Annotated in this window: 17 protein-coding genes, 1 tRNA gene and 1 pseudogene; 5 read left to right on the plus strand and 14 right to left on the minus strand. The window is 51.8% G+C overall.

Annotated features, from left to right (window positions below; all coding sequences use genetic code 11):
- Position 1: 1 nt before the first annotated feature.
- From LY264_RS19705 to LY264_RS19740, 8 genes are all read right to left on the minus strand, one after another.
- Positions 2-1669 carry an O-antigen ligase family protein gene (locus LY264_RS19705; RefSeq protein WP_048226440.1) on the minus strand — a complete coding sequence of 556 codons (1668 nt, stop codon included), beginning with the start codon at positions 1667-1669 and terminating at the stop codon, positions 2-4.
- 1 nt (position 1670) lies between these two features.
- Positions 1671-2213, minus strand: a complete 543-nt coding sequence (locus tag LY264_RS19710; protein ID WP_003830815.1) for a fimbrial protein — start codon at positions 2211-2213, stop codon at positions 1671-1673.
- A gap of 9 nt (positions 2214-2222) precedes the next feature.
- On the minus strand, positions 2223-3287 hold the full coding sequence (locus tag LY264_RS19715) for a fimbrial protein (protein WP_048226442.1): 1065 nt from the start codon (positions 3285-3287) through the stop codon (positions 2223-2225).
- Positions 3284-3889, minus strand: coding sequence for a fimbrial protein (locus LY264_RS19720; protein ID WP_071692502.1), 606 nt, complete (start codon positions 3887-3889; stop codon positions 3284-3286). Before LY264_RS19720 ends, LY264_RS19715 begins: the two co-directional genes overlap by 4 nt.
- 12 nt (positions 3890-3901) lie before the next feature.
- Positions 3902-4678, minus strand: coding sequence for a fimbrial biogenesis chaperone (locus tag LY264_RS19725; protein ID WP_100247262.1), 777 nt, complete (start codon positions 4676-4678; stop codon positions 3902-3904).
- 26 nt (positions 4679-4704) lie between these two features.
- A complete protein-coding gene (locus tag LY264_RS19730) occupies positions 4705-7176 on the minus strand; it encodes a fimbria/pilus outer membrane usher protein (RefSeq protein ID WP_048226443.1) in 2472 nt (823 codons plus the stop codon).
- 41 nt (positions 7177-7217) lie between these two features.
- Complete coding sequence (locus LY264_RS19735) at positions 7218-7766, minus strand: fimbrial protein (protein WP_171845917.1); 549 nt, start codon at positions 7764-7766, stop codon at positions 7218-7220.
- A 69-nt stretch (positions 7767-7835) separates the two neighbouring features.
- A complete protein-coding gene (locus LY264_RS19740) occupies positions 7836-8384 on the minus strand; it encodes a fimbrial protein (protein ID WP_003830808.1) in 549 nt (182 codons plus the stop codon).
- Between the two features lie 750 nt (positions 8385-9134).
- Here LY264_RS19740 and LY264_RS19745 point away from each other — a divergent pair.
- Both LY264_RS19745 and LY264_RS19750 read left to right on the plus strand, forming a co-directional pair.
- Positions 9135-9818, plus strand: a complete 684-nt coding sequence (locus tag LY264_RS19745; RefSeq protein WP_008783775.1) for a winged helix-turn-helix domain-containing protein — start codon at positions 9135-9137, stop codon at positions 9816-9818.
- A 1-nt stretch (position 9819) separates the two neighbouring features.
- Positions 9820-10338 carry a hypothetical protein gene (locus LY264_RS19750; RefSeq protein ID WP_003830806.1) on the plus strand — a complete coding sequence of 173 codons (519 nt, stop codon included), beginning with the start codon at positions 9820-9822 and terminating at the stop codon, positions 10336-10338.
- Positions 10339-10493: 155 nt separating this feature from the next.
- On the opposite strand, the gene LY264_RS19755 is transcribed toward LY264_RS19750, so the two are convergent.
- Both LY264_RS19755 and dnaQ read right to left on the minus strand, forming a co-directional pair.
- Positions 10494-10570 (minus strand) — tRNA-Asp (locus LY264_RS19755).
- Positions 10571-10703: 133 nt separating this feature from the next.
- Positions 10704-11432: a DNA polymerase III subunit epsilon gene (gene dnaQ / locus LY264_RS19760; protein ID WP_095533177.1), complete on the minus strand. Its 729-nt coding sequence runs from the start codon at positions 11430-11432 to the stop codon at positions 10704-10706.
- Between dnaQ and rnhA the strand changes: the two are divergent.
- Positions 11386-11964, plus strand: a pseudogene (rnhA, locus tag LY264_RS19765) (ribonuclease HI). The gene dnaQ and the pseudogene rnhA overlap by 47 nt on opposite strands.
- Here rnhA and LY264_RS19770 read toward each other — a convergent pair.
- Entirely contained in the window at positions 11961-12683 is a 723-nt protein-coding gene (locus tag LY264_RS19770; protein WP_048214878.1) for a class I SAM-dependent methyltransferase, read from the minus strand. The pseudogene rnhA and the gene LY264_RS19770 sit on opposite strands and share 4 nt — an antisense overlap.
- Positions 12684-12716: 33 nt before the next feature.
- Between LY264_RS19770 and gloB the strand changes: the two genes are divergently transcribed.
- Complete coding sequence (gene gloB / locus LY264_RS19775; RefSeq protein ID WP_048226445.1) at positions 12717-13472, plus strand: hydroxyacylglutathione hydrolase; 756 nt, start codon at positions 12717-12719, stop codon at positions 13470-13472.
- A 71-nt stretch (positions 13473-13543) separates the two neighbouring features.
- Positions 13544-14902, plus strand: a complete 1359-nt coding sequence (mltD, locus tag LY264_RS19780; RefSeq protein ID WP_032942416.1) for a murein transglycosylase D — start codon at positions 13544-13546, stop codon at positions 14900-14902.
- A gap of 49 nt (positions 14903-14951) precedes the next feature.
- On the opposite strand, the gene LY264_RS19785 is transcribed toward mltD, so the two are convergent.
- From LY264_RS19785 to LY264_RS19795, 3 genes are all read right to left on the minus strand, one after another.
- Complete coding sequence (locus tag LY264_RS19785; RefSeq protein WP_048226448.1) at positions 14952-15722, minus strand: class I SAM-dependent methyltransferase; 771 nt, start codon at positions 15720-15722, stop codon at positions 14952-14954.
- 76 nt (positions 15723-15798) lie between these two features.
- The gene (locus LY264_RS19790) at positions 15799-16599 is read right to left on the minus strand and encodes an endonuclease/exonuclease/phosphatase family protein (protein WP_008783770.1); all 801 of its coding nucleotides are present in this window, start codon (positions 16597-16599) and stop codon (positions 15799-15801) included.
- A 131-nt stretch (positions 16600-16730) separates the two neighbouring features.
- Complete coding sequence (locus tag LY264_RS19795; RefSeq protein WP_003830796.1) at positions 16731-17906, minus strand: MFS transporter; 1176 nt, start codon at positions 17904-17906, stop codon at positions 16731-16733.
- Positions 17907-17980 lie beyond the last annotated feature (74 nt).

Below are 17980 nucleotides of genomic sequence, written 5' to 3' on the forward strand. Positions count from 1 at the left end.
ATCATTCCATTATTTTATTAAAAGGACGTCGTGCATCCTGCAGCCACGGGATACGGCGATCGTTTGGGTATATCAGGCAAAAGCGCATCGCCAGACGATGCGCCTCGACCAGGTCGCGCTGTTGCAACGCCAGTAAGATTTGCGTGAAGGAGACATTAGGGTCTGGGTGAACGCGCACATAGTCAGGCGCCCAGCGGCGAACCTCCTCCAGCCAACGTGCGTCCCGGGAACGCTGATACCGTTGCAGATACCCCATCTGGACATCAAACCGATAGCGACTGGTAAGAAGCCAGCCTCCGACAGGGAGCGGTTCGGCAAGTTGCCACTGCGTTGACTGCCTCTCCGCCAGCGTCAATTGCTGTTGCGTGTGCAGCGTGAGAAGCAGCAATGGCGCGACGGTCAGTAACGAGATAAACCCTGCCGCGCGAATCAGCGACGTCGACGTAAGCGCCAGGCGTATTCCCGTTCGCGCGTTGTCTGCACATCTAAGCAGCAGGATCAACAGCAGCCAGTGTGGCGTTGACTGCCTGACGGGGTATTCCGTCAACATATGAATAACCACCGGCAGTGCCGCCACCAGGCAGGCACGACGCCAGCAATTACCGTGCAGCCAGAGCCATAAACCTCCCGCTATAAAACAGAGTGCCCCCGCCAGCCCAACCAGACCGCCCTCCACCAGCCACAGCACCAGTTCGTTGTGCGGATGCGAAATGCTGCCCAGCCCCAATGGCCCCGCGCATTCGAGAAATACAGCAGCAAAACTGCCCACGCCCCACCCCGTCCACGGGCGTTCGGCAAATAATGCCAGTGACGTTTTCAGCACCGTCCAGCGCACATGGGAAGTCGTTAAATGATCTACCGTGGCAACGGACAAAAAATGGCGAGCGGCTGCGCCTGTCGCCATACCTAACGCTAACGGCAGGAGAAGTAGCAGCAGCGTACGGCGCTGCGCCGGGAAAACCAGCAGCAGCAGCGCTTCACCGACCGCCACAGACAGATAACCGGTTTGCGACTGGGATTCATGCAGCACAAATCCCATCAACACCAGGCCCATCCCAATGACAATTTGATACCCGTCGCGTAGCCGTAAAAAGAGCAGTACTGACAGCAGCACGCCGCAGGCCGTGAAGCTGGCCAGCAGATTGACCTGCTGAAAAATCCCGTAGGGCCGCGTGCCGCGTCGCCAGGCAAACTCCCAGTACTCAACGCCCGGCAAATGCCAGTACTGGTACACAAACGCCAGACATTCGATGGCGCTTGCACCCCATAGCAGGGCCAGCAGTGCCGTCAGGGAGCGTGCCGCAAGCGGAATTTGCACCGCCACCAGATAGACGATCACGCCTCCCAGTAAGGCTCCCGCGACCAGCAGCGCCTCGAACTGCCAGACGCCAGGCGTCAGCAGACAAAGCAGCGTCAGGATGAGCGCGCCCATCGTAAACCCCGTGGCTGGTACAGTGATGCGCCAGCGTTGGCGAGGAACCAGCACTGATGCGCCAGCAGCCAGCACAACGGCGTAGATCCAGCTCGTAATATTAAGCGGCAACGACAGGCCGCTGCCGCCGTTGTTCGGCCAGTAGAGATGCATGGCCCCACACCAGAAAAACAGACTAATACCGAGCAATAATTTCTGCGCAGGCAGCGGCGCAATGCGATTCAGTACGTTCATCATGCTACTGGTAGTTCAACGTCCAGGTCCCGCTGGCGCTGAACGGACCGTATTCGAGAGACTGATTTTTTATCGCCGATGGCTCCGCTGCGACCCACGCCAAGAAATTCAGCGTCATCGAACCTTCTGTTATCTCTTTGACTGACGTGCTCTCATCAAGGCGGATTGCCGTGCCGTCCTCTTCGCTCATCCCAATCCCGATCCCTGACGCACCGCCTTGTTCACTGCTATCCAGCGCCAGATGATCGGTCAGCTCCGCATCCTCACGACCGCTGAAGGTAACCGAGATCCCACGGAAAACCTCCGGGTTGCAGTCGCGTAACTGGATGCTGAATTTTTCCGGCTTACTGCGCCCCGAGAGATAGAGATCCTGTGTCGCGATTTGCTTGAAATCGACCTCGATTTTGTCGCCTCCCGGTGCAAGGCTGCAGGCCAGGGCTCTGATGGTGCCGTGAAAATACATATCGCCGCCGACCAGTTTGGTGTCGGCCTGCGCCATGCCACCTAGCAGTAACATACTGGTCGCGAATAACGCCGAGAATCTCATGACATCCCCCTACTGAAACTGCGCGACAACGGTGGCAGAGGCTTCAAATTCACCTTCTTTCACACTTCCCACGCCCGGCTTTGCCACCGGTGCGGCGGTGAGATTCCAGTCGCCCTGATTCTGGTAAAACCCCTTCACGTTGTAGAATTGATTGGGCACGACGGTGCCACCACTCTCGTCTTTAAGCATAATGCCGAGATCGTCGCGCTTTTGTCCGCCGCTCAGCGTGCCAAGGAGATTACCGTTAAACCCCGCCGTGCCTGACGCCGTGGTCGTTTGTATACCAAGATTAATGTTCAGCGCACCCTGATCGAAGCTCCCGCCTTCACAGATCACATGTATAGGGACTGACTTGCTGTAGTTAGTGCCGTTGAGCCGGGCAGCGGATCCAGGCAGATCGCCAAACTCAATGCTGATTTTGTCTCCCCGGTTGAAGGTGCATTTGTCCGGGACGGTAATTAGCCCGGATTTAATCACCACGCGAGAAATCGCCGTGGTTGGCGTAGGTCCAGCGCTTCCCATACGCCCGGCCACCTCCACCAGCGACTGGGAAGTGATATTGATGCCATTGATGATGGGTTTAGTGACAATAAACGTCACTTTCCCTTTTGAACCACTTTCAACGTTAGTCGCTCGCGTGTAGCCCTTACGTTTTTTACAGCTGTTGTTGCTGTTGCGGTTTGAAACGTTGGTAAAAGGCGCCTGCACATATTTTTTATAGCCCCCGGCAACCCACACCTGAACTTCCACATCCAGATACTCGTTTAGCCGAAAACGGTTCGCCCCCTGATTTGAAGGCGGCATCGTGGTTGTGGTGGTGTAGTAAATTGGTGCTCGGGAGATGTCAGCCTGTTCGCAATAGAAATTCACCACATACCAGCCGCCCAGATTCCATGGGAACGGCTCCGTTCTGCCACCCACGTGGTTTTTGCTGACATCCAGCGAGCTCAGTTCAATATCGTACTGATGCGGCGACCCACCTTCCGGCTCACCTTCTCCCTGTGTAAATGCCTGCCCGGCCAACGGACAGCCTGCCAGCACCACCCACAACAGCGTTTTACGTAATACGCTCATAGATACTCCAGCTTAAGTCTGACCAGACCGTTAAATTCTCCGGCGGTCACCTCTCGCCCAAAAGATTCCAGCGCGGCAAGAAAATGAATGGCGTTATCGCCCGGTTTGAGGATCCACATGCGTTGCGGTTGGTTCAGGTGGATTAACTGATTACGTTCAGTCAGTAGTCGGATGCCCGCGCCGCGAACATCGCCACGAATACGCCCCAAATCGCTGTTTTCCGGTGCGCATTCAGCCATTAGCGTCATCGAAACACCACGCTCCACCGTGCTGTGCGCAAGCTCAGGCATCTCACTGGTCTGCCCGGGGAAATCCCTTAAGGTATGACCGGAGCCCTTTAAACAGCCATTCAGATACAGCGTGACCAATACCGGATCGCTGCGATCGCCGCCCTGGCGAAATCGGCTGGCGGAAATATCACCAAGATCGATAGTCTGATCGCGGGAGGCCATATCCAGCACGCACGGCGAAACGAACACCCGACCATGAAAGCGGACGTTGCCATACTCGCCGGACACGTTGCTCATATCCTGGCGACCGCTTGTGGCCTGAACCGAGCAGGCCATGCCCGCCATCAGCAGAGCGCAAAGCATCTTTTTCATTTACGAATCCTGTTACCGGGGCTGTTGCTCCATCGGCAATGCTTTACACACATTGCCTGTGCAGCTGAATTTCAATTCGGGATGACCGCCAAAATCGTTCACATACATCATGCTGAACTGGCTAACGCTGCCGTCGGCCACGCTGAAATCGAGAGATGACTTTGGTGAAACCATAATCCCAGGGAAGTCAGTCAGCCTGTCGCCGCCCTGCGCTTCAGGCTTGCGGCTTAAGCCGATTAAGGTAACGAAGTACGGCGTTGGGTTATCCACACTCCAGCGCTGCCCCTGCTTATGAAAGACCAGTTGGTTTTGCCACACGGCGCCCGGTGTTTCCGGCACGATGGCGGTCGGACGGTAGAACAGTTTGATGCGCGACTGCATCGCCAGTTGCAGCACGTTCGGCTTATCCGGCTTGGGCGGAATTTCACGCACGTTCAGGTAGAACAGACTTTCGCGATCCTGCGGCAGAGCGTTAATACCGCTGGTTTTTGTCACACGCGCAATGCCCTTTTGCCCGCCGTTAATCCGTTGCAGCGGCGGTAAAACCATCAACGGCGAGGTAATTTTTGTTCCATTAGCGTCTTCCACCCACGACTGAGCCAGAAACGGAATGCTCGGACTGGTGTTGGTTAAGTTCGCGCTGACAGATCGCGCATCACCAGTGATGATCAGACGGGTACGGTCAAGTGCAATGCCCGCCCATGAGGCGTTGATCTCTGCAATAAAAAGCAGACCGCAGACCACGGGTTTGAGCCAACGCTGCACGGAGTAAAATGCTTGATTTTTCATGACAAAATTCATTCAGGTTATTGATATTATTCACAAGGCAACAGCACGTTACCTTCCGGGTTGATTTGTTGCGGCACCTGTAAGTGACACTGCGCGCGACCGCCCCAGGCAACAGAAAGACGCTCGGCTGGATTCACACCCGCAATCCAGGCCATGCCGTTTTCCATCACCATGGCGACGCTGACACCGTTGGCGTTAAACACTTCGGCACCAAACGGCGGTACCGAACCATCTTTCAGGCGCAGCAGCGCCATCATTTTTTGCCCCTGCGCCACAGCGAAGCGCTGATAACCAATCGCGCCTTCCGTCAGGGTGTTGGTGACGATGGCTTTGGTCGCGGAAATGTCCTCGTCCATTGCGTCCACATCGATACGGGTATCAAAGCTGTGATAGCTGACGACGTCCGGTACGACGGCAATACCGAAGCGGTTTGAGTGCGCCTGTTCGCCGTTCAGCGGTACATTCGCCACACCGTCGGTATCAACCATCACCCTGGCGGTATTCATCGACGCCTGGCTGTTGTGTAGCGCCGCGCCATGACGCGTTGCGGTAAAGCCGCCGCGCATCGTGCCGCCAACGGAGAAATAGCGTGATTGCTGCCAGCTGACGTTAGATTCCAGTTCCGCCATCATGCTGCGATGCTTGTAGTAGCCATCAAACGCGGTGTGCCCTTCACCGGAAACCCCTGCGCGCAGTCGCCATGGATTGTTACGGTCGCGGTTATCGGAATACGAAACCATCTGACTGGTCTGGCTGCCGCTGTTTTGCACTTCATAATCCATTGAGCGGCCATCGCTCCATGGCACCGAAATGGACAGCGAAAGGCTGTCGTCCCGTTTGCCCTGATACTCAGAGCGGTAAGCGGCAAGGTTGGCGCTGATCCCCTGAATGCCTGCGAACGAAAAGCTGTGCCCCATCGACATCCCGTAACGATCCTGAGAGCCACGATCCCAGTAATTCTGGTGGGTATAGGTCAGGTACAGCGTGGTCGCTAATTGCGGGTCGTCAGCAAAAAAGGTCTTGTTACCGGTGATGGTGTACATCTCTTTTTCGTTGCCGGCGCTGTTGTTATTTTCATACTGCTCGTCGAGGAACTGCGAGAAGGTGCGGAAGTTACGCTGTGAAAAACGGTAACCGGCAAAGGTGATGGCGCTGTTGTATTCATCAAAGGTTTTGGCATAACTGAGCTTAAAGGACATCCCTTTTTGTTCAGCCTGATGCTTCACCCGGCTCACGGATTGCGTCGCATCAGCCGACAGCGCGCCCAGCCAGCTCAAATCCCGCCCAATCCCCATCGACCAGGCGTTATAGCGATCGCCAGTGAGTAACGCGCCACCGTACAGTGACCACGCATTGCTGACCCCCCATGAAAAATCACCGCTATAAAATGCAGGTCCCTGGACGTCGTGGTTATAACGCGATGGCTTACCGACGGCGGCGTTGTAACGAACATAGCCCGGGCGCGTCAGATAAGGGATATCGGCCGTATTGACCTGAAAGGTTTGTACGCTGCCATCCTGCTCTTCGACGCGAACATCCAGCGTGCCGCGTACCGAGCCGTGTAGATCCTGAATATTAAATGGCCCCGCAGGAACGGTGGTTTGATAGATAACACGCCCCTGCTGACTGACGGTGACCTTCGCATTACTGCGGGCGATGCCGTGCACTTCGGGCGCGTAGCCCTGCAAATTCGGTGGTAGCATGCGCTCGTCGCTGGCGAGGTTAGCCCCGGTAAATCGGACTGAATCAAACACCTGGGAATTCAGATATATTTCACCGACCGTCAGTTTTGCAGCCTGCATCGGTAACGGGCGATAGGCATAGATCTGATCCCAGTCGATACGCCCACGATTTTCATCCGAAGCATAATTGGCCTGATACTGGCCACGAAAGCGCCACGCGCCGAAGTTAAAGCCCGTCTGTCCATAACCAGACAGTGAGCGGTAATGATCGCCACCTTGTTCGTAATGTGTGGCCTGGCCCGAAACGCTGTAGTCGAAAATCAGTCCCGCGACGCCGTTATCCCAGCGCTCCGGCGGCGTCCAGTCTGGATCGGTATATTTCATCCATGCCTGAGGCACGGTAATGTCCAGTACGCCTGCGCTATTATTCAGCACCACACCCGGCAGGCGGGAAATGTCATAGCAGGTCGCGCTAATCGGATGAATATAGGTCAGCGCCTCTTCTTTGAGCGCCAGTAATTCGAGCTGTTGCGGCGTCAGGCACGCCATGGATTTATGCGAGTTGGCAGGATCAACGATATAACGGATCGACTGCTGAGGAATCTCCTGGCTGTTAATACGAACATCCAGCAGATATTCTCCGGGAGTCACAAAGTTGCCTTCGGAAAAACGCTGTAAATCGACATTTTGTCTGTCACTGGCATCCAGGACGTCAGTATTAAATTCAATAGACTCATCCGCTTCAGCCCATGAAGAGGCACAGACCAGAGCAATTAAAAGCGCCAGACGTTTTTTATCTGTTTTCAGCGTGATCATTTTCGTTCGCAAACCTTCAGATACCCGAATTGCTATGCAGCTCAGAGATAATTCACAACAAAATGCGTGACTGCAGTAAATTCACCAGACGTCATTCTTCCGTCGCGGGAGATCAAATAAGCCGTAAAATTGAGCGTGTTTTTCCCGGGGTTAAGCGCATAATCCGGTGATGGCTCACCCAAATGAATTTGCTTGCCTTTGCCGTCATATATTTCTATTGCTAAATTTTCAGTTTCCGATTGCACGCTCAGATAATCAGGATTGTCACTATCCGGTGCGCCGGAAAAGGTAATATTGGCGCGTTGGAACAGATTCCCGGGGTGTTGAGGATCCCCTAATGAACATCCCAGCAAATGAATGCTGAAATCATGCGCAGATACTTTTTCAGGTTTTCCGGAAATATCTCTGGCTGAGAGGTCATCAAATTCAACCAGCAGCGACCGGTCGCGTGGATCGACATAACAGGCAGCCTCAATAATATTTCCCCGCATGCGCATTTTGCCGGGCGTACTGACAAGACGATGGGTGTCAGCCAAAACCCATGCAGGCGATATGAAGATAAAAAGCAGTAAAATACGCCATCCAGGCATCACCGCATTTCCTTTCAGTTATTCGCAGGAAGGGTTAAGCAGGCGCATAATTGCGCCCGCAGCAGATCGTTACTGATAATCGATCTGGAAATTAACGGTAGATTCGAAGTCACCCGGGGTTACGGCTGCGGATGCGTTGTTGGCCTGCAGGTAAGCAACGAAATCAATGTCGGTTTCGCCATCGGTAATGTTGACCTGAGATGCGGCTTCGCCCCATTTCACGTCCTGATTACCACTGTCAATCATACCGATGCCCGCACCCTTTGCTGTACCCGAGGTAAATGCAGCCAGCGCATTGTTGTCGGTATCAATCGTTGCCGGGGTGTAGGTTACTGTGGCGGTTTTCGCAACAGTTGTATCGCAGCCCTGCAGAACGATTTTGGCATGCTTAACACCAGCACGTTGGTTGTCTTTTAACTGAGAAGTTGGGATCTCACCAAAATTAACCTGCACCGGGCTGGATTCTGGGGCCAGACCGCATGCGGAATTAACCAGAGAACCAGTGAAGTGAATTTTACCGTTAGTCGGTTCAACATTTTTTGCAGCGAAAGCAGAAGATGCAGTAAAAGTCATTCCCGCCATCAGCGCACAAGCCACAGCCACGTTTTTCATTTTCATATTACTACTTAACCTTATATCTGTTTTTTGGTTATTCCGACGATCTATTTCCTCAGACAATTTATGCAAGGGAAACCCTGATCTGCTGGTGGCGGAAGCGCATTTCCTTGCAAACAATCCATCTCAAGCCACCCTGTATTTTGAACTTCATTGGTATTCCATCCGAAATACCGCCCACAGTTGTTTACGCTGTTTCGGGGCTTATATTAAGTCGACGAAAAAATGACACAATGCAAAAATCCGGTATTAATCAAACTCAGGGAATCGTGTTGTAACACTGTCTGTAGAGCGATCGTTTACCTAAAAAATAGCCAAAAAACACGCCAATAGCAGTGTTAATGTCTATTATTTATAATTTTTATAGAGTTTTTATCTATCAACTATTTTTTTATTTAGCCAGAGGAACAGGCAAAATGTATTTATGAATGTTTTGTAAAAATGAAATTGGGCATCAAAAGCGAGTAATGACAATAAGATAGTGAAAGAGAGGAAGGAGATTGGAGGATTCTATTAGATATATTAAGAGATTGTTATATAAATATTAATAAAGCGATCTATGGTGCAATCATTTTTTATAAATGAATTATGTTATGCTATTGCTTCCCCCACTCGAATGCGAGATATCCTGCTTTAAAGGAGACATCAGTGATTTCTCATATACCAATAAACAAAATTAAATCCGTAATTATTGGTGAAGGCTTAGTTTTCAGACCACATAAAAATACCCTAAAAGACCTGGCATCTGGTGAAATGGCCACATTGAATAATGTGGCAACACAATTACTGCTCTATCTGTTGCAAAATGGTAAAGAGATATCCTCGCGCGATGAAATTCTGCGGAATGTTTTCCAGCATAATGGCGCCAGAGCGACGGATGCTAATCTCAATCAGCACATTTCATTTCTGCGCAAAGCAATAACGTCTACGGGCCATCCTGCAGAACTGATCGTCACCATTCCGCGAATAGGATTTCGGATGAGCGACGCCAGTATCAATATTCAGCAACTGGAGGAATCGCAAGCGCCCACCAGAATAGTCAATGTTGCATTGACGCCCAGGAAAAAGAAACGAAACCTGTGGCCTGTCACGATAACAACGTTAATTACCGGCATCGCCGTGCTGGCGACAGCGTGGTTAACATGGATACCCAATGAAATCGCGATGACGGACGCGGCGATCCTGCGGACTATCGACTACGAGCAATGCCGTGTGCATATATTAGGAAACGCCCTCACCGACACCATAACCGAAAAAAAAGCGCTGGATATTTTCAAGTCCGTGGGTATTAACCCCAACTGTTCGTACCCAAAAGATCTGTATCTCAATACCTGGGCGAGCAACCATAATCTGGTTGAGTGGTCGTTTGCCGCTGAATGCGGGCTAAACCTCGGTTATTACCATTGCATCAGCCAGTATCGCCATCATGAGGAATGATATGAAGCAGGAAAGCGATCACTCTCCTTTACTATGGTCAGTCGTGATTGCCATTTTTGGGCTAGCGGCTATCGCTTTTTTTATTATCGCCGGGAATGCGAAAAAACAAGAAATCAGTTTTTCCTGCTCCTCGGAATTCACGTCGATACTCGACATCCAGAATACAAAAAAGGAACTCCACGGAATAATGCTGATAACCAGCTACAACTCCGGACACCTTTCATTGTCAGTCCAGGGGAAACTCAAAAGTGACGACGGCGAGTTCGCTGTTAACCGAAAACTGTTTTTTCGCTATGCCCGTCCACTCGGCCATACCGCAGGCGTTTTTATGCTCACTCCCGATGGTCGGGAAAAATCCCCCGATGATGATGCAACGGACGCTGTCGACTATCTCTTCTTCGACGCTTACGAACGTGCCGACAAGCTGTATATGCTAAAGCACCTGAATGAGGAAACGGTTCTTATTGGCGATAACTTTTCACCCCGCTTCGCCTGCGTGATGAATCACTTCGCGAGTTAATCGCCTTCTGGATATCCGTCGGGTTAAGGATGACCTGATGTGTTGCCCACCCGAAAGCTCGGGCGCGGTCGATAAAGCGTGGTAATGAGAATATTATTTTGGCAGGCTAAAACGACGAAAGCCTGAATCATTTCTGATTCAGGCTTTCTGAATAGTGGCGGAATGGACGGGACTCGAACCCGCGACCCCCTGCGTGACAGGCAGGTATTCTAACCAACTGAACTACCACTCCGCGTTGTGTTCCGCTTGGGAACGAAGCGAATATTACGGATTGCCTCGCGCCTCGTCAACGCTTTTTCTCACGTTTTTAATCGTTTGCTGCAAAAATCACCCGAATGGCCATTTTCATACGGTAAACGTACAAACTATGCCCGCCAGAGGCAACTTCCGCCTTTCTTCTGCACCAGGTCAAGGCGTGACTCATGGGCCGCTAACTCTTCATCAGTGGCGAAAACAACGCGTAGTTTACTGGACTGTCGCACAATACGCTGGATCCCCGTGTCATTCTGCTGCTGGCTGTCGCCTTCCATTGAGAACGCCATCGTGGTCTGCCCGCCGGTCATCATCAGATAAACGTCGGCCAGAATCTGGGCATCGAGCAATGCGCCGTGCAGGGTTCGTTTACTGTTGTCTATCTCATAGCGCGAGCATAACGCATCAAGGCTGTTTCGCTTGCCAGGAAACATTTTCCTCGCCAGCGCCAGGCTATCGGTTATTTTGCAAAATTCATTCGTCTTCGGAATATCACGCTTGAGCTTCGCGAATTCGTAATCCATAAAGCCGATATCGAACGATGCGTTATGAATGACCAGCTCCGCGCCGCGAATGTAGTCGAGAAACTCGTCGGCTACATCGGCAAACGTAGGTTTATCGAGCAGGAATTCGTCTGCGATTCCGTGTACGCCGAACGCTTCCGGGTCCACCAGCCGGTCCGGCTTCAGGTAAACGTGGAAGTTATTGCCGGTCAGGCGGCGGTTCACCACTTCAACCGCACCGATCTCAATGATCTTGTGGCCTTCATAGTGGGCGCCAATCTGGTTCATACCGGTGGTTTCGGTATCGAGGACGATCTGTCGTGTAATTCCAGTGCTCATAACGGTCATTTATGTCAGACTTATCGTTTGATTTCGATTTGCTAAAACAGGAAGTCTACCAGAGATGCTTAAACAGGTAGAAATTTTCACCGATGGTTCTTGCCTGGGAAATCCAGGGCCTGGTGGTTATGGGGCGATTTTACGCTATCGCGGGCGCGAAAAAACCTTTAGCGAGGGCTACAACCTCACCACTAATAATCGCATGGAGCTAATGGCGGCAATCGTTGCGCTGGAAGCCCTGAAAGAACAGTGTGAAGTGATACTCAGCACGGACAGCCAGTATGTGCGTCAAGGCATTACGCAGTGGATCCACAACTGGAAGAAGCGCGGCTGGAAAACAGCAGATAAAAAACCGGTGAAGAACGTCGATCTGTGGAAACGTCTCGATGCCGCGCTGGGGCCGCATCAAATCAAATGGGAATGGGTTAAAGGCCATGCGGGCCATCCGGAAAACGAACGCTGTGATGAGCTTGCGCGCACCGCGGCCATGAGCCCGACTCAGGATGATATTGGGTATCAGACTGAGGCTTAAGCGTCCGGTTTACGGTATTGCCGGGTCGCGCCAACGGCATGACGGATAGGCGTTTTGCTTTTATTTTGTTTCATCGGGTTGAGCGTAAGCGGAATGGTTCGCTTGCGCGCAACCACCAGCTGTAAACAGCCCAGCGCGGGGATATGGGCGCTTAACATTTTCCCGCCCTTCTTGTTCCAGGGCAGAACATGAAAACGACTATAGTGCAGCACTTCAAAATTCAGTAATGATAGCCAGTCCAGTTGACGCATGAGGGTAAACATCCGACTGTTATAGGGCGATGTCTTGCGCAATACGGGCACCAGTTTACGCAATCCCATCAAGCTTACCGGGTTAAAACCGCTCAGAATCAACCAGCCGTCATCAATCAACACGCGATCGGCTTCACGCAGCAGGCGATGCGGATCGGAGCACCACGGTAACGTATGGGCCAATAAACAGACATCCACGGACTTATCGGCGAAGGGAAGATGCAAAGGATCGGCCGTCACCTGCATGGGAGATCCCTGCAAAGAAACATTTACCTGATGAGAAACCGCGCACGCTTCAGAATCGATTTCTGCGCTTAAATTACCAACCTTAAGCAGATGAAAACCGTACATTTTTGCAAACCACGGGTTAAGCTGATGCTCCAGCGCCTCACGATAGTGTTCGCCCCAGGGCAAATCATCCCAGCTAACGGGCGCTACGACAGTTTGAGGGATCCTTGCCGGTTTCATCACAACCTTCCGTTACGCATTGAGAGGTAATATATGAATCTTAACAGTATTCCTGCATTTCAGGACAATTACATCTGGGTCCTGTCAAATAATGACCAGCATTGTCTGATTGTGGACCCGGGTGAAGCGGCTCCTGTTTTGAAAGCCATTGCAGAGCATAACTGGGTGCCGGAAGCCATTCTGCTAACCCACCATCATCAGGATCACGTGGGTGGAGTGAAAGAACTCCTGCAACATTTCCCACAATTAGTGGTATACGGACCGGCTGAAACGCAAGATAAGGGAACGACACACGTAGTTGAAGATGGCGATATTGCACTCGTTTTGGGGCATGAATTTAGGGTAATTGCTACTCCGGGTCACACTTTAGGACATATCTGTTACTTTAGCCACCCTTACTTATTTTGTGGTGACACGCTCTTTTCTGGCGGTTGCGGTCGACTTTTCGAAGGTACAGCAACTCAAATGTATCAATCACTTAAAAAAATAAACGAACTTCCTGACGATACATTAATTTGTTGCGCACATGAGTACACATTAGCAAACATGAAGTTTGCCTTAAGCATTCTCCCGCACGATTCGTTCATAAATGAATATTATCGTAAAGTTAATGAGTTACGCGTAAAAAAACAAATGACACTACCCGTAATTCTGAAAAATGAGCGGCGAAATAATCTTTTTTTGAGAACGGAAGATATTGATTTAATTAATGAAATCAACAAAGAAACAATATTGCAACAACCTGAAGAGCGTTTTGCCTGGTTAAGGTCAAAGAAAGATACGTTCTGACAATTCCGGGTTGCCTTTTGAAAACTTCGCCGTTATGATCGGTCGTCTTTTAAGCAACTATTGACACACACATGAAGGCAAAAGCGATATTACTCGCCTCTGTCCTGCTTGTTGGGTGCCAGAATACTGGTAACGTCCAACAACACGCACAGAGCCTTTCTGCAGCTGGTCAAGGGGAAGCAGGAAAGTTTACAAGTCAGGCGCGATGGATGGACGACGGAACATCTATCGCTGCTGATCAAGATTTGTGGGCTTTCATTGGTGACGAGCTAAAGATGGGAATTCCGGAAAACAGCCGGATTCGCGAACAGAAACAGAAGTATTTACGCAATAAGAGCTATCTCCACGATGTAACTTTACGGGCAGAGCCGTATATGTACTGGATAGCCGGGCAGGTTAAGAAACGTAACATGCCTATGGAACTGGTACTACTACCCATAGTGGAGAGCGCTTTTGATCCTCACGCAACGTCTGGCGCCAATGCCGCAGGTATTTGGCAGATCATTCCGAGCACGGGGCGCAATTATGGTTTAAAACAGACCCGCAGTTATGATGCACGTCGCGACGTTGTGGCTTCCACCACCGCCGCGCTGGACATGATGCAGCGTCTGAACAAGATGTTTGATGGCGACTGGCTGCTGACCGTTGCTGCTTATAATAGCGGTGAAGGTCGTGTCATGAAGGCAATCAAAACGAACAAAGCTCGTGGTAAACCCACTGACTTCTGGTCGTTGCCATTGCCTCAGGAAACGAAGCTATACGTGCCCAAAATGCTGGCATTGAGCGATATACTCAAAAACAGCAAACGCTATGGCGTGCGTCTGCCAACAACAGACGAAAGCCGCGCGTTGGCACGTGTTCGCCTGAGTAGCCCGGTTGAGATGGCTCAGGTTGCTGATATGGCGGGTATTTCCGTCAGCAAGCTGAAGACCTTCAATGCAGGCGTGAAAGGCTCCACGTTGGGTGCCAGCGGCCCGCAATATGTGATGGTGCCAAAGAAGCATGCAGAGAAGCTGCGTGAGTCTCTGGCTTCAGGCGAAATTGCAGCCGTGCAGTCAACGCTGGTCGCGGATAACACGCCGCTGAACAGTCGTAGCTACAAAGTTCGCTCTGGCGATACGCTTTCTGGCGTCGCGTCACGCCTTGGCGTGAGCACCAATGACCTTAAGCAGTGGAATAACCTGCGCGGGTCATCCCTGAAAGTGGGTCAAAACCTGACGGTGGGTGCGGGTACCAGCGCACAGCGTCTGGCGAACAACAGCGATAGCATCACCTATCGTGTGCGTAAAGGCGACTCGCTGTCGAGCATTGCCAAACGTCACGGGGTTAACATCAAAGATGTCATGCGCTGGAACAGCGATACGGACAATCTACAGCCAGGCGATCAGCTCACGTTGTTTGTGAAAAACAACGGTATGCCGGACTCCTGATAGCATTGTAGAAATGAAGGCACTGGATTCCCCCCAGTGCCTTTTTTATTTATCCCGCTTTATGTGCCTCAACCATTATCGTGTCGCTGGTAAACGAGCCATCTTCCTGTAACGCAAAGTAGGCTTTCACGTCTGCAGAAGCACTTTGTTGGTATGCACGAATCGCGTCGCTCAACGCCGCGGGCGTACGCATCCTCGCGACCCACGAACTGAACTCCAGTGGCAGGCGATCGGTTAACAAAGTATCGGCAATCAAATTGGCATCGTTGATTAACGACAGCCACTCTCCACTGGAATAGTTACGAACGTGCGAGGTATCGCGTAACGCCTCCACGGTTTGCAACCAGATATCACGTACTGGGTGGCCTGGCGACATCACATCCATCACAATTAATACACCACCGGGCTTCAGAACGCGGTTCACTTCCCGCAGCGCGCGTCCGACATCATGCCAGTGATGCGCAGAATAGCGGCTAATCACCACGTCAAATTCGCTATCTTCAAATGGCAGACTTTCGGCATAACCCTGGCGTGTGGCGACATTCTCCAGGCCTCTGTCATTTGCCGCCTCAGCGACCACCTCAAGCATCTGCGACGATAAATCATAAGCCACAACCTGCTTTACGTGTTGCGCGGCTACAAAGCTGGCATGCCCCGCTCCACATCCCATATCCAACACACGGGCCTGCGGAAATGCCGATAACCTTTCCCCCAGACGTTGCAAGTCACGGCCAGAGGCGTGCACCGCACTGGTTAAATAGGCATTAGCCTGAGAGCCAAACTGTTTTTCGACGTTGTCATGGTGAGAGCGTGTTGTCATTGTGTTGTCCTTCGGTTGTTGTGAAATAGGAAGGGCAACCATCACAGGCCTGCCCTACGGCAGACCTGACACACTGTTATTGTTCAGGTTTGCCGGGACTGAATTCAACGAGTAGCGGGTTGTGATCGGATGCACGGGTGACCAGCACAGAGGCTTCACTCACGTTCAGACCACGATAGAACACAAAATCGAGAGGGCGACCAAACGCGCGTCGGCGCTGATCGTCAGTAAAACGTACCTGGCGCAGCGACATTTCACGCGCAAAGCGGTACAGCGCATTCATCCGTCGACGGCTCCAGGCATTAAAATCACCGGCCATAATAACCGGACCGCTGTGATGAGCAATCTGATCGCCAATGGGAAGTAACTGCTTACTATAAACATCGACGCCGAGGCTAAAGTTAACCGCGTGGATATTCACCACCATTAATAATCGAGAGTCAGGCAGCGGATACACCGTTACCAGAGCCGATTTCGCCAGCCGTAAAATAGGCTCACGCTCGCGCAATGGACAACAGTAAACAGGATGAGCAGCAGAGAGCGTCATGACGCCAGAGGGATGCTGAGGCAGCACAAAGGCAGGAACCTGATCGGCAGCAAGGTAGTTAGCGGTCGCAAACTGCACCAGTTCTGGCGTGGTTTGCGCTTCCTGTAATAATACCAGATGCGCATCTTTGCCAAAATTCTTCAGCACCGACTGCCATTCTGCGCGCTGCTGTTTAAAAATATTCCATACCAGCACGCGAATGCGGTCTTCACTACTTAACGGAACGCCTGCGGGTAATGCCTGGCCAATATGCGCAAACGACCCCGGCGGTAAAATCCGCTCGGCGGGTTGTCCGGCAACATAACGCATGGCATAGGTGTTTTTTCGCACTTTAGACTTTCAAACCTCTGTAACGTCAACCAGTCCGCAGCCGGACTGGTTCTTCTGTTATAGGGATTTTAGCACTCACTTTCAACGAACAATTGCAGTTTGTTTTGTAAGTGGGCGCTTACATCAATGATTTACCCCAGAGCAACACGCACGGGTTTATCAAGACGACCGCTGACCCCCATCAGCAGGAAAGCTACCAGAACAATGAGGGCGCCAATCCACGGCGTCTGTGCTAAACCATAATGCTCGACCGTTTGCCCGCCAATCACTGACCCCAGCGCAATCCCAATGTTAAACGCCGCAATGTTTAACCCTGACGCCACATCTACAGCATTAGGCGTAAATTGCTCCGCTTTCTGTACCACGTAGACCTGCAACCCCGGCACGTTACCAAAGGCAAAGATCCCCATCACCAGAATGGTAGCCAGCGCGGCGTACTGCGTGGAGGCCGTCAGTTGGAAGACCATCAGCAGAACAAACAGCGCGGCGAAAATGAATTTCAGCGCAGGAACCGCACCATGCTTATCTGCCAGCTTACCACCCCAGATATTACCGATAGCCACTGAAACACCGTAACCCAGTAAGATCCAGCTTACTGCTGCCGGGGAGAATCCCGCCAGATCCTGCATCATCGGTGCAAGGAAGGTGAATGCCGTGAATACACCGCCGTAGCCCAGTGCCGTAACGGCGTAAATCAGCAACAGACGGGGATGAGTCAGTACCTTCACCTGGTCGCGAATGCTGGCGGCTGCACGACCGGGAATGTTGGCAGGGATCAGTAACTGGCTGCTGATCAGTGCAATCACGCCTAACATTGATACCGCGAGGAAAGTCTCACGCCAGCCAAAGTGCTGACCGATAAATGTTCCCAGCGGCACGCCAGTGACCAGCGCCACCGTTAAGCCACCAAACATAATGGCGATGGCGGAAGCCGCTTTCTCTTTTGGCACCAGACTTGTCGCGATGGTAGAACCAATCGAGAAGAATACGCCGTGTGCCAGTCCAGTCAGCAGACGAGCAACAATGAGTGTCATATACCCGGGTGCCTGCCATGCCAGCAAATTCCCCGCCGTAAACAGAACCATCAGCGCAACCAGTAACTGTTTACGTGGCAGGCGTCCGGTCAGAGCGGTCAGTACCGGCGCGCCAATTGCCACACCCAGCGCATAGATTGAAACCAGCATCCCGGCTGAAGGTAACGAGATCGCCAGCTGTTGAGCGATGGTCGGCACCAGACCAACAATCACAAACTCAGTAGTGCCTATAGCGAAGGCACTTATTGTTAGTGCAAATAAAGCGAGAGGCATAAATAACTCCGTAACATCAGTAATCAGATGACACGCAGTATGCCTGGATGTTTTAATGACAAAAACATTCAAAA

The organism is Citrobacter portucalensis (assembly GCF_023374935.1).
Taxonomy (GTDB): domain Bacteria; phylum Pseudomonadota; class Gammaproteobacteria; order Enterobacterales; family Enterobacteriaceae; genus Citrobacter; species Citrobacter portucalensis.

What these genes read in the sequence shown, in the direction of transcription:
- mltD (WP_032942416.1), top strand. Translation starts at nt 13,544, where the DNA reads ATGAAGGCAAAAGCGATATTACTCGCCTCTGTCCTGCTTGTTGGGTGC.
- LY264_RS19785 (WP_048226448.1), bottom strand. Translation starts at nt 15,722, where the DNA reads ATGACAACACGCTCTCACCATGACAACGTCGAAAAACAGTTTGGCTCT.
- LY264_RS19720 (WP_071692502.1), bottom strand. Translation starts at nt 3,889, where the DNA reads ATGAAAAAGATGCTTTGCGCTCTGCTGATGGCGGGCATGGCCTGCTCG.
- dnaQ (WP_095533177.1), bottom strand. Translation starts at nt 11,432, where the DNA reads ATGAGCACTGGAATTACACGACAGATCGTCCTCGATACCGAAACCACC.
- LY264_RS19705 (WP_048226440.1), bottom strand. Translation starts at nt 1,669, where the DNA reads ATGATGAACGTACTGAATCGCATTGCGCCGCTGCCTGCGCAGAAATTA.
- LY264_RS19740 (WP_003830808.1), bottom strand. Translation starts at nt 8,384, where the DNA reads ATGAAAATGAAAAACGTGGCTGTGGCTTGTGCGCTGATGGCGGGAATG.
- LY264_RS19735 (WP_171845917.1), bottom strand. Translation starts at nt 7,766, where the DNA reads ATGCCTGGATGGCGTATTTTACTGCTTTTTATCTTCATATCGCCTGCA.
- LY264_RS19770 (WP_048214878.1), bottom strand. Translation starts at nt 12,683, where the DNA reads ATGAAACCGGCAAGGATCCCTCAAACTGTCGTAGCGCCCGTTAGCTGG.
- LY264_RS19745 (WP_008783775.1), top strand. Translation starts at nt 9,135, where the DNA reads ATGGCCACATTGAATAATGTGGCAACACAATTACTGCTCTATCTGTTG.
- LY264_RS19795 (WP_003830796.1), bottom strand. Translation starts at nt 17,906, where the DNA reads ATGCCTCTCGCTTTATTTGCACTAACAATAAGTGCCTTCGCTATAGGC.
- gloB (WP_048226445.1), top strand. Translation starts at nt 12,717, where the DNA reads ATGAATCTTAACAGTATTCCTGCATTTCAGGACAATTACATCTGGGTC.
- LY264_RS19750 (WP_003830806.1), top strand. Translation starts at nt 9,820, where the DNA reads ATGAAGCAGGAAAGCGATCACTCTCCTTTACTATGGTCAGTCGTGATT.
- LY264_RS19715 (WP_048226442.1), bottom strand. Translation starts at nt 3,287, where the DNA reads ATGAGCGTATTACGTAAAACGCTGTTGTGGGTGGTGCTGGCAGGCTGT.
- LY264_RS19710 (WP_003830815.1), bottom strand. Translation starts at nt 2,213, where the DNA reads ATGAGATTCTCGGCGTTATTCGCGACCAGTATGTTACTGCTAGGTGGC.
- LY264_RS19725 (WP_100247262.1), bottom strand. Translation starts at nt 4,678, where the DNA reads ATGAAAAATCAAGCATTTTACTCCGTGCAGCGTTGGCTCAAACCCGTG.
- LY264_RS19730 (WP_048226443.1), bottom strand. Translation starts at nt 7,176, where the DNA reads ATGATCACGCTGAAAACAGATAAAAAACGTCTGGCGCTTTTAATTGCT.